Annotated in this window: 10 protein-coding genes and 2 pseudogenes; 7 read left to right on the forward strand and 5 right to left on the reverse strand. The window is 60.5% G+C overall.

Features of this window, described 5'->3' with window-relative positions:
- Together glnL and ntrC are read left to right on the forward strand one after the other, a co-directional pair.
- Positions 1-581: nitrogen regulation protein NR(II) (glnL, locus tag AC1DLB_RS15785; RefSeq protein ID WP_477785255.1), on the forward strand; the 581-nt coding region annotated here is incomplete at its 5' end.
- Positions 578-2,014, forward strand: a complete 1,437-nt coding sequence (gene ntrC, locus AC1DLB_RS15790; protein ID WP_018929202.1) for a nitrogen regulation protein NR(I) — start codon at positions 578-580, stop codon at positions 2,012-2,014. The genes glnL and ntrC, both read left to right, overlap by 4 nt.
- A 628-nt stretch (positions 2,015-2,642) precedes the next feature.
- Here the strand turns inward: ntrC and AC1DLB_RS15795 are convergent.
- Complete coding sequence (locus AC1DLB_RS15795; protein ID WP_477785256.1) at positions 2,643-3,005, reverse strand: hypothetical protein; 363 nt, start codon at positions 3,003-3,005, stop codon at positions 2,643-2,645.
- A 37-nt stretch (positions 3,006-3,042) separates the two neighbouring features.
- Here AC1DLB_RS15795 and AC1DLB_RS15800 point away from each other — a divergent pair.
- Positions 3,043-3,312, forward strand: a pseudogene (locus AC1DLB_RS15800) (tRNA (cytidine(34)-2'-O)-methyltransferase); the annotation flags it as partial.
- 87 nt (positions 3,313-3,399) lie between these two features.
- On the opposite strand, the gene secB reads toward AC1DLB_RS15800, so the two are convergent.
- The 3 genes from secB to AC1DLB_RS15815 are packed head-to-tail and all read right to left on the reverse strand — an operon-like array spanning position 3,400 to position 4,611.
- Positions 3,400-3,885: a protein-export chaperone SecB gene (gene secB, locus AC1DLB_RS15805; RefSeq protein WP_007939439.1), complete on the reverse strand. Its 486-nt coding sequence runs from the start codon at positions 3,883-3,885 to the stop codon at positions 3,400-3,402.
- A gap of 56 nt (positions 3,886-3,941) precedes the next feature.
- Entirely contained in the window at positions 3,942-4,196 is a 255-nt protein-coding gene (grxC, locus tag AC1DLB_RS15810; protein ID WP_018929204.1) for a glutaredoxin 3, read from the reverse strand.
- 1 nt (position 4,197) lies between these two features.
- Positions 4,198-4,611 carry a rhodanese-like domain-containing protein gene (locus tag AC1DLB_RS15815; RefSeq protein WP_064615884.1) on the reverse strand — a complete coding sequence of 138 codons (414 nt, stop codon included), beginning with the start codon at positions 4,609-4,611 and terminating at the stop codon, positions 4,198-4,200.
- Between the two features lie 153 nt (positions 4,612-4,764).
- Between AC1DLB_RS15815 and gpmI the strand changes: the two genes are divergently transcribed.
- The 4 genes from gpmI to AC1DLB_RS15835 all read left to right on the forward strand — a co-directional run bounded on the left by gpmI (position 4,765) and on the right by AC1DLB_RS15835 (position 9,956).
- Positions 4,765-6,294 carry a 2,3-bisphosphoglycerate-independent phosphoglycerate mutase gene (gene gpmI / locus AC1DLB_RS15820; protein ID WP_477785257.1) on the forward strand — a complete coding sequence of 510 codons (1,530 nt, stop codon included), beginning with the start codon at positions 4,765-4,767 and terminating at the stop codon, positions 6,292-6,294.
- Positions 6,295-6,525: 231 nt separating this feature from the next.
- Entirely contained in the window at positions 6,526-7,818 is a 1,293-nt protein-coding gene (locus AC1DLB_RS15825) for a murein hydrolase activator EnvC family protein (RefSeq protein WP_018929207.1), read from the forward strand.
- A gap of 34 nt (positions 7,819-7,852) precedes the next feature.
- The gene (locus tag AC1DLB_RS15830; protein WP_086944138.1) at positions 7,853-9,172 is read left to right on the forward strand and encodes a S41 family peptidase; all 1,320 of its coding nucleotides are present in this window, start codon (positions 7,853-7,855) and stop codon (positions 9,170-9,172) included.
- Between the two features lies 1 nt (position 9,173).
- A complete protein-coding gene (locus AC1DLB_RS15835; protein WP_477744127.1) occupies positions 9,174-9,956 on the forward strand; it encodes a divergent polysaccharide deacetylase family protein in 783 nt (260 codons plus the stop codon).
- Positions 9,957-10,010: 54 nt separating this feature from the next.
- Here AC1DLB_RS15835 and AC1DLB_RS15840 read toward each other — a convergent pair.
- Positions 10,011-10,262: pseudogene (locus tag AC1DLB_RS15840) on the reverse strand (amino acid ABC transporter substrate-binding protein); the annotation flags it as partial.

Here is a 10,262-nt window from a genome sequence, read left to right on the forward strand (position 1 = left end):
ATTACACCAACGTCATCATTGAAGAGGCCGATCGCCTGCGCAATCTGGTGGATCGCATGCTCGGCTCCAACAAGCTACCGTCGCTGGCCATGTGCAACGTCCACGAAGTGCTGGAGCGTGTGTGTCAGTTGGTGGAGGCCGAAAGTCAGGGCTGCATCACTTTGGTGCGCGACTACGACCCAAGCATTCCAGATGTCTTGATTGATCGCGAACAGATGATTCAGGCAGTCCTGAACATCGTGCGCAACGCGATGCAGGCCATCAGCAGCCAGAACGAGCTGCGCCWTGGCCGCATCAGCTTGCGTACCCGCGCCATGCGCCAGTTCACCATCGGCCACGTGCGCCATCGCCTGGTGACCAAGATCGAGATCATCGACAACGGCCCGGGGATCCCCGCCGAGCTGCAGGAAACCATCTTCTTCCCCATGGTCAGCGGCCGCCCGGACGGTACCGGGCTGGGCCTGGCCATTACCCAGAACATCATCAGCCAGCACCAGGGCTTGATCGAATGTGACAGCCATCCAGGCCACACCACGTTCTCGATCTTTCTGCCACTGGAACAAGGAGCCACATCGACATGAGCCGTAGTGAAACCGTGTGGATCGTCGATGACGACCGTTCTATCCGTTGGGTCCTGGAAAAAGCCTTGCAACAGGAAGGCATGACCACCCAAAGCTTCGACAGCGCCGATGGCGTGATGAGCCGCCTGGCGCGCCAGCAGCCGGACGTGATCATCTCCGACATTCGCATGCCGGGTGCCAGCGGCCTGGACCTTCTGGCGCGGATTCGTGAACAACACCCACGGCTGCCAGTCATCATCATGACTGCCCACTCCGACCTGGACAGCGCTGTCGCGTCCTATCAGGGCGGCGCGTTCGAATATTTGCCCAAGCCGTTCGATGTCGACGAAGCCGTGTCGCTGGTCAAGCGCGCCAATCAACACGCACAGGAACAGCAAGGCCTGGAAGTCGTCCCGACGCTGACCCGCACCCCGGAAATCATCGGCGAAGCGCCGGCGATGCAGGAAGTGTTTCGCGCCATCGGGCGCTTGAGTCACTCCAACATCACCGTGCTGATCAACGGCGAATCCGGCACCGGTAAAGAGCTGGTGGCCCACGCCCTGCACCGTCACAGCCCACGGGCGGCCTCGCCGTTCATTGCGCTGAACATGGCGGCGATCCCCAAGGATCTGATGGAGTCCGAACTGTTCGGCCACGAAAAAGGCGCGTTCACCGGCGCAGCCAACCTGCGTCGCGGGCGCTTCGAACAGGCCGACGGCGGCACGCTGTTCCTCGATGAAATCGGCGACATGCCGGCCGACACCCAGACTCGTTTGCTGCGGGTACTGGCGGACGGCGAGTTTTACCGCGTCGGCGGTCATGTGCCGGTGAAGGTCGATGTACGCATCATCGCTGCGACGCACCAGAATCTGGAAACCCTGGTGCATGCCGGAAAATTCCGTGAGGACTTGTTCCACCGCCTCAACGTGATCCGCATCCACATTCCACGGCTGTCGGACCGTCGCGAAGACATCCCGACCCTGGCCAAGCACTTCCTCAGCCGCGCCGCGCAAGAACTGGCGGTGGAACCGAAACTGCTGAAAAGCGAAACCGAGGAATACCTGAAAAACCTGCCATGGCCAGGCAACGTGCGTCAGCTGGAGAACACCTGCCGCTGGATCACCGTAATGGCTTCAGGTCGAGAAGTGCACATCAGCGACCTGCCGCCGGAGCTGCTGAGCCTGCCGCAGGATTCAGCACCGGTAACCAATTGGGAGCAGGCGCTGCGCCAGTGGGCCGACCAGGCTTTGGCACGTGGCCAATCGAGCCTGCTCGACAGCGCCGTACCGGCCTTCGAGCGGATCATGATCGAAACCGCCCTCAAACACACCGCCGGCCGCCGCCGCGACGCCGCCGTGCTGCTGGGCTGGGGGCGTAATACCTTGACGCGCAAGATCAAGGAATTGGGGATGAAGGTAGACGGTGGGGATGATGATGAGGGGGATGAGGGTTAACTAGCCGCCAGCTCCTCACTGAGTTCCGGATCCAATCGCGGGCAATCCCGCTCCCACAGGAATTTCGATGGTTTCACTGTCGCGTGAACACCATTGAACCTTGTGGGAGCGGGATTGCCCGCGATGCTTTTGGGGCCACCGTGCACCGCGGCGATGCACCGTGAACCGCAATTGCGCACAGCACCCCGTCCCAAATCCCGCGCTCATCTGCAGGAAAAACCATACCGAAAAAACACAAAAGCCCCGGAATACGGGGCTTTCAGCGCTACTCAGCGATTTTTCATTCCAGCATATTAAAAACTGGCACGCCCCCTGCAATAGTCCAATCAGTGGTTCGATTCACTACCCAGTTTCGGGGACCTTGGTACAGGCAGGCCGGGGATTCCCCTCTTTATACCGGGCTCATACCGCAACAGCGACGAGCCCACCCGTTTTGGGGGCCTTGGTACAGGCAGGCCGGGGATTCCCTCTTTACACCGGGCTCACGATACAAAGCGCGAGCCCTCCCGTTTCGGGAACCTTGGTACAGGCAGGCCGGGGATTCCCTCTTTACACCGGGCTCACGATGCAATGCGCGAGCCCTCCCGTTTCGGGAACCTTGGTACAGGCAGGCCGGGGATTCCCTCTTTTATTGCTCTCGGAGATGGATCTCCAGCCGCCAGCGGTCATCGACCTTGCTACCGGCCCAGTCGCCCTGCAGGGGCCGGGCCGCCACCACCGTCAGCAACAATCCCCCATCACTCAATCGCGTTCGCCAGTTCACGTCCTTGCCGTTGAGCTTGAGCTGACCTTTCTGTGCACGGCCTTCAGCCTCGAACAACAGCGCGACACTGCCGTCGACCAACTCGCCGTGGGTTTTGGGCTCGTTGTTGAACCACACCACCAGTCCATCATTGGTCACCTCGACCTGCTGCAAAACGCTGGGGTCGGGCGCAGTCAGACGACCGATCATCAGGCCCACCATCACCCCGACAATCGCCAGTGAACCCATCACCCGCAGGAATAGTTTCGAACGGGGATCGGCTGACCTCGCCAGCTGTCTGGAAAGCCTCGGCCACCCTCGGCTGTTCGCCTTTACCACCAAGGGTTCGCGACCGTTCCATGATGCCAGCTTCGCCGAGGGCGATGCCTTCCTGTTCGGCCCGGAAAGCCGCGGCTTGCCAGCCGAAGTGCTCGACGCTTTGCCCGGCGAACAACGCCTGCGCCTGCCCATGCGCGAAGGCTGCCGCAGCCTGAACCTGTCCAACACCGTGGCCATCGCAGTGTACGAGGCCTGGCGTCAGCTCGGGTTCAAGTAACCTCACGATCCGACTACGGGTTTCGTTTGCTCCATGAAAAAAGCGCCTTTGAAGGCGCTTTTTTCATGGAGCAAACAAAGCTTCTTTTTACTGGACGGTCGGAGTCTCGCCAGCCGCCTGCATGCGTTGCAGCTCTTGTGCGTACAGCGCGTCGAAGTTCACCGGGGCCAGCATCAGGGCCGGGAACGAACCGCGGGTCACCAGGCTGTCCAGGGTTTCGCGAGCGTACGGGAACAGGATGTTCGGGCAGAACGCGCCCAGGGTGTGGCTCATCGAAGCCGCGTCCAGGTTCTTGATCAGGAAGATCCCGGCTTGTTGCACTTCAGCGATGAACGCCACTTCTTCACCGTTTTTCACGGTGACCGACAGGGTCAGCACGACTTCGTGGAAGTCGCCTTCCAGCGCCTTCTGACGGGTGTTCAGATCCAGACCGACGCTCGGCTCCCACTGCTGGCGGAAGATTGCCGGGCTTTTCGGGGCTTCGAAGGACAAGTCACGTACGTAGATGCGCTGCAAGGAGAATTGCGGTGCGTTTTCTTCTTCGCTAGCTGCAGTGTTCTGTTGGTCAGTCATCTCAGATCCTTTCTGATCTCGGGTCTTATAGGGTTAGCTATTTCTAAGTAACGCAGTCAGGCCTTGAGCATGGCGTCGAGCTTGCCGGCGCGCTCCAGGGCAAACAAATCATCACAGCCGCCAACGTGGGTGTTGCCGATCCAGATCTGCGGCACGGACGTTCGCCCGGCCTTCTGAGCCATCGCGGCACGCACCTGCGGCTTGCCATCGACCTTGATCTCTTCGAAGGCCACGCCTTTGTTCTCGAGCAGGTACTTGGCTCGCGAGCAATAAGGGCAGTAATCGCTGGAATAGACGACGACGTTGTTCATATCACTTCACCAGCGGCAGATTATCGGCTTTCCAGCTGGAAATACCGCCAGACAGCTTGGCAGCGGTGAAACCGGCTTTCACCAGTTCACGGGCATGAGTACCGGCGGTCTGGCCCATGGCGTCGACCAGGATAATGGTCTTGGCCTTGTGCTTTTCCAGTTCGCCGACGCGAGTGGCCAGTTTGTCCTGAGGAATATTCAACGCGCCAACGATGTGACCGGCGGCGAAATCCTTGGTCGGACGAATGTCGACCACCACGCCTGCGTCCTTGTTGACCAGCCCGGTCAGTTCACCGGTGCTCAGGCTGCGGCCACCGCCTTGCATCTGATAGGCCAATAGCAGGGCCGCCAGTACAACGAAGATACCCACGAGAATGTAGTGGTTGGTGGCGAATTGAATCAGGTGATCAACCATCGAAGGAGGTTCCAGGGCGTTAAAATGTCGGCCAGTATACACAGCCACTATGGTGGGCCAAACCCCGTCCGGCGGTGACGTGGCCGGAACTTCGCTTTAAACTGCCACTCCCTTTTCCATCGCCCTCTTTTAATTCAGCCACGAGTGGAATCCATGACTACCACGCCTAAACCTTTGGTCCTGATTATTCTCGACGGCTTCGGTCACAGTGAGAGCCCTGAATCCAACGCCATCTATGCGGCGAAGAAACCCGTACTGGACCGTCTGTGGGCCACCGTGCCGAACGGCCTGATCTCGGGCAGCGGCATGGACGTCGGCTTGCCGGACGGCCAGATGGGCAACTCCGAAGTCGGCCACATGAACCTCGGCGCCGGCCGGGTGGTGTATCAGGACTTCACTCGCGTGACCAAAGCGATCCGCGACGGCGAGTTCTTCGAGAACCCGACCATCTGCGCCGCGGTGGATAAAGCCGTCGCTGCCGGAAAAGCCGTGCACTTCATGGGTCTGCTGTCCGATGGCGGCGTTCACAGCCACCAGGACCACCTGATCGCCATGGCTGAGCTGGCCTTCAAGCGCGGCGCCGAAAAAATCTACCTGCACGCCTTCCTCGACGGCCGCGACACGCCGCCGAAAAGCGCCCAGTCGTCGATCGAATTGCTGGATGCAACCTTCGAAGCCCTCGGCAAAGGCCGGATCGCCAGCATCATTGGCCGTTATTACGCCATGGACCGTGACAACCGTTGGGATCGCGTGTCCCAGGCCTACAACCTGATCGTCGATGGCGCCAGCGAATTCAATGCCGCCACCGCCCAGGAAGGCCTGCAAGCCGCGTACGAACGTGGCGAGAGCGACGAATTCGTCAAAGCCACCAGCATCGGTGAGCCGGTGAAGGTCGAAGATGGCGACGCCGTGGTCTTCATGAACTTCCGCGCCGACCGTGCCCGCGAACTGACCCGCGTGTTCGTCGAAGACGATTTCAAGGAATTCGAACGTGCTCGCCAGCCAAAACTGGCCGGTTTCGTCATGCTGACCCAATACGCCGCCAGCATCCCCGCGCCGTCGGCTTTMGCTGCGGGTAGCCTGGAAAACGTACTGGGCGATTACCTGGCGAAAAACGGCAAGACACAGCTGCGCATCGCCGAAACCGAGAAGTATGCCCACGTGACCTTCTTCTTCTCCGGCGGCCGCGAAGAACCGTTCCCGGGCGAAGAACGCATCCTGATCCCGTCGCCGAAAGTCGCCACCTATGACTTGCAGCCCGAGATGAGTGCCCCGGAAGTCACCGACCGCATCGTCGATGCCATTGAAAACCAGCGTTACGACGTGATCGTGGTCAACTACGCCAACGGCGACATGGTCGGCCACAGCGGTGTATTCGAGGCGGCGGTGAAAGCTGTGGAATGCCTGGACACCTGCGTCGGCCGTATCGTCACGGCACTGGAAAAAGTCGGCGGCGAAGCCCTGATTACCGCCGACCATGGCAATGTCGAGCAAATGTCCGACGCCTCCACCGGCCAGGCCCACACCGCCCACACCACCGAGCCGGTGCCGTTCATCTATGTCGGCAAGCGTGACTTGAAGGTTCGCGAAGGCGGCGTGCTGGCCGACGTGGCGCCGACCATGCTGAAGTTGCTGGGGCTTGAGAAGCCTGTGGAAATGACCGGGACTTCGATTCTGGTGTAATCCGCTTCTTCAAAAACACCGCCAAACCCTGTGGGAGCGGGCTTGCCCGCGATAGCGATCTGACAGCCAACCGCTATGTTGAATGTCAGGACGTCATCGCGGGCAAGCCCGCTCCCACATTGGTTTTCAGTGTTTTTCACTCCAGTTATCACACAGTCCCAATTGGGCGTTTTTTTTGCAGCGTGGGGCGGGCATACTAGGCCGTCCCTTTCCCTGGTGTCGCCCGCCTCTATGCTTCGCGTCCTGATAGCCCTCGCTCTGACATGCCTGCTCCAACCGGCCTTTGCCGACGAGCGCACGCAAACCCAACAACAGTTGGACGCCACGCGTCAGGACATTGCCGAACTGAAAAAGCTGCTGGGCAAGCTGCAGGAAGAAAAATCCGGGGTGCAGAAAGACCTCAAAGGCACCGAAACCGAGATGGGCAAGCTCGAGAAGCAGGTCGATGCGCTGCAAAAAGAGCTGAAGAAAAGCGAATCCGAGCTCCAGCGACTCGATGCCGAGAAAAAAAAACTCCAGAGCGCGCGCATTGACCAGCAACGACTGATCGCCATCCAGGCCCGCGCGGCCTATCAGAATGGCCGCCAGGAGTACCTGAAACTGCTGCTCAACCAGCAGAACCCGGAAAAATTCGCCCGCACCCTCACCTATTACGACTACCTGAGCCAGGCCCGCCTGGAGCAGCTGAAGAATTTCAACGAAACCCTGCGCCAACTGGCCAATGTCGAAAAAGACATCTCGATGCAGCAAGCGCAATTGCTGGTGCAGAAAAGCAGCCTCGACAGCCAGCGCGACGAACTCGACAAGGTCCGCAAGGAGCGCCAGCAAGTCCTGGCCAAGCTCAACGACGACGTGAAAGCTCGAGACCAGAAACTGGCCGCCCGCGAGCAGGATCAGGCAGACCTGTCTAAAGTCCTTAAAACCATTGAAGAAACCCTGGCCCGCCAGGCCCGTGAGGCAGAAGAAGCGCGGCAAAAAGCGCTGATCGCCCAGCAGGAAGCCGAAAAAAAGCGGTTACGTGAGGCTCAGGCAGCAGCAGACGCCACCGATGCCCCACGCAAACCCGTCAAATCGACGCCCGGCGCCCTGGTTTCAAGTTCAGGCGAGACCTTTGGCGGCCCCTTTGCTTCCACCCGCGGCAAACTTCCATGGCCGGTTGATGGTCGACTGCTGGCGCGCTTCGGTGAAACCCGTGGCGACGATGCCCGAACCAAATGGGACGGCGTGATGATCAGCGCCTCCGCCGGCAGCCAGGTGCATGCCGTGCACGGCGGTCGCGTGGTGTTTGCCGACTGGCTGCGTGGGGCCGGGCTGCTGGTGATTCTCGACCACGGCAATGGTTTTTTGAGTCTTTACGGTCACAACCAGACGCTGCTCAAGTCTGCGGGTGACGTGGTAAAAGCCGGTGAATCCATCTCCACTGTCGGTAACAGTGGCGGGCAGGACACACCAGCACTGTATTTCGCTATTCGTCAGCAGGGTCACCCGAGTGACCCGGCGCAATGGTGCCGCGCGCAAGGATAGGCGTTGAGTCACCTACATTAGGAGTTCGTTCGACATGCTGCATTTGTCCCGCCTTACCTCGCTGGCCCTGACGATCGCCCTGGTGATCGGCGCGCCTCTGGCGTTTGCCGCTCAACCGGCCCCGGCGGTCGCGCCTGCCGGCACTGCTGCGACCACCAAGGCGCCATTGCCGCTGGACGAGTTGCGCACCTTTGCCGAAGTCATGGACCGGATCAAGGCAGCCTATGTAGAACCGGTAGACGACAAGACCCTGCTGGAAAACGCCATCAAAGGCATGCTCAGCAACCTCGACCCGCACTCCGCCTACCTGGGCCCGGAAGACTTCGCTGAATTGCAGGAAAGCACCAGCGGCGAATTCGGCGGCCTGGGCATCGAAGTCGGCGCGGAAGACGGTTTCATCAAAGTGGTTTCGCCTATCGATGACACCCCGGCCTCCAAGGCTGGCATCCAGGCCGGCGACTTCATCGTCAAGATCAACGGCCAGCCGACTCGCGGCCAAAGCATGACCGAAGCCGTGGACAAGATGCGCGGCAAGATCGGCCAGAAGATCACCCTGACCCTGGTCCGCGACGGCGGCACTCCGTTCGACGTGACCCTCGTCCGCGCCACCATCCAGGTGAAAAGCGTCAAGAGCCAGCTGCTGGAATCCGGCTACGGCTACATCCGCATCACCCAGTTCCAGGTCAAGACCGGCGAAGAGGTCTCCAAGGCCTTGGCCAAGCTGCGCAAGGACAACGGCAAGAAGCTCAGCGGCATCGTCCTCGACCTGCGTAACAACCCGGGCGGCGTGCTGCAATCGGCGGTGGAAGTGGTCGACCACTTCATCACCAAGGGCCTGATCGTCTACACCAAGGGCCGCATCGCCAACTCTGAACTGCGCTTCTCCGCCACCGGCAAGGACGAAAGCGAAGCCGTGCCAATGGTCGTGCTGATCAACGGCGGCAGCGCCTCGGCCTCGGAAATTGTCGCCGGCGCCCTGCAGGATCAGAAACGTGCGGTGGTCATGGGTACCACCAGTTTCGGCAAAGGCTCGGTCCAGACCGTGTTGCCGCTGAACAACGATCGCGCACTGAAAATCACCACGGCGCTGTATTACACGCCGAACGGCCGCTCGATTCAGGCTCAGGGCATCGTCCCGGACATCGAAGTGCGCAAGGCCAAGATCACCAACGAGCAGGACGGCGATTACTTCAAGGAAGCCGATCTGCAAGGTCACTTGGGCAATGGCAACGGCGGCGCCGACAAACCGAGCGGTTCGGGCGGCAAAGCCAAGGCCATGCCGCAGGATGACGATTACCAGTTGGCCCAGGCCCTGAGCCTGCTCAAAGGGCTGAGCATCACCCGCGGCCACTGAGATGCGCCTGCGGTTACTACTCGGTCTGCTGTGCAGTCTGGCGGGAGTTGCTCACGCAGCACCTGCCACGACAGCGACCACACCTCACAAGGCTTATCTGAGCCTGATCATCGATGACCTGGGGCAGAACCTGCCCCGGGATCGCCGCGTGCTGGCCCTGCCAGGCCCGGTCACCACGGCAATCATGCCCGATACACCCCACGCCACCGAATTCGCCCGCGAAGCCCATCGCGCCGGCAAGACTGTCATTCTGCATATGCCCATGGACCCGGCCACCGGACCATTCGCCTGGCATCCCGAGTTGCCCATCGAAGAACTTGAAAAGCGCCTGAACGCCGCGTTCAACATGGTGCCCTATACCGCCGGCATCAATAACCACATGGGTAGCCGCATGACCGCTCAGCAACCGGCCATGGCCTGGCTGATGGCGGACTTGCAGCGTCGGCACAAATTCTTCGTCGACAGCCGCACCAGTGCGCAAACCGTGGCCGCCGCCGAGGCGCAGAAGATTGGCTTGGCAAGTGTTTCGCGGGACGTGTTTCTGGATGACGAGCCCACCGAAACGGCGATCTTCACGCAGCTACAGACGGCGATCAGCCTGGCGCGCAAGCAGGGTTCGGCGGTGATGATCGGGCATCCGTATCCGCAGACTCTGGCGGTGCTGGAGCGTGAGTTGCCCAAGCTCAAGGCACAGGGAATTGACTGGATCGACATCAAATCGATGATCAGCGTGCGCGGCAATCGTGCGACGGCTGCTCATGGCAAGGATGGCGTCTACCGCTGACTTGCCGCACCTCCCACAGTGTTTTGCGTAAGCTACGAGGTTCGGTGTTGGGATTTAGAGATACCGCGCCATGATGTCGTCCACCACACCTTCCTTGCGCAACTGATCCAGCGCGGCTTGCAGCTTGGCGACAGTCTCATCCGGCACGTCCTTGTTCAGCGCCAGGTACAGCTCGGCGCTGTTGAAGCGCAGTACGGTCTTGAGCCCGGTTACCCCGTCCAGCCGCGCCAGGTAACGTCCCGCCGGATCACCCGTAGCCCACAGATCGATCTGACCGTTAGCCAGCTTCTTCGCATTGTCCTGGTC

The sequence above is a fragment of the Pseudomonas sp. 05N434 genome, from assembly GCF_056396965.1.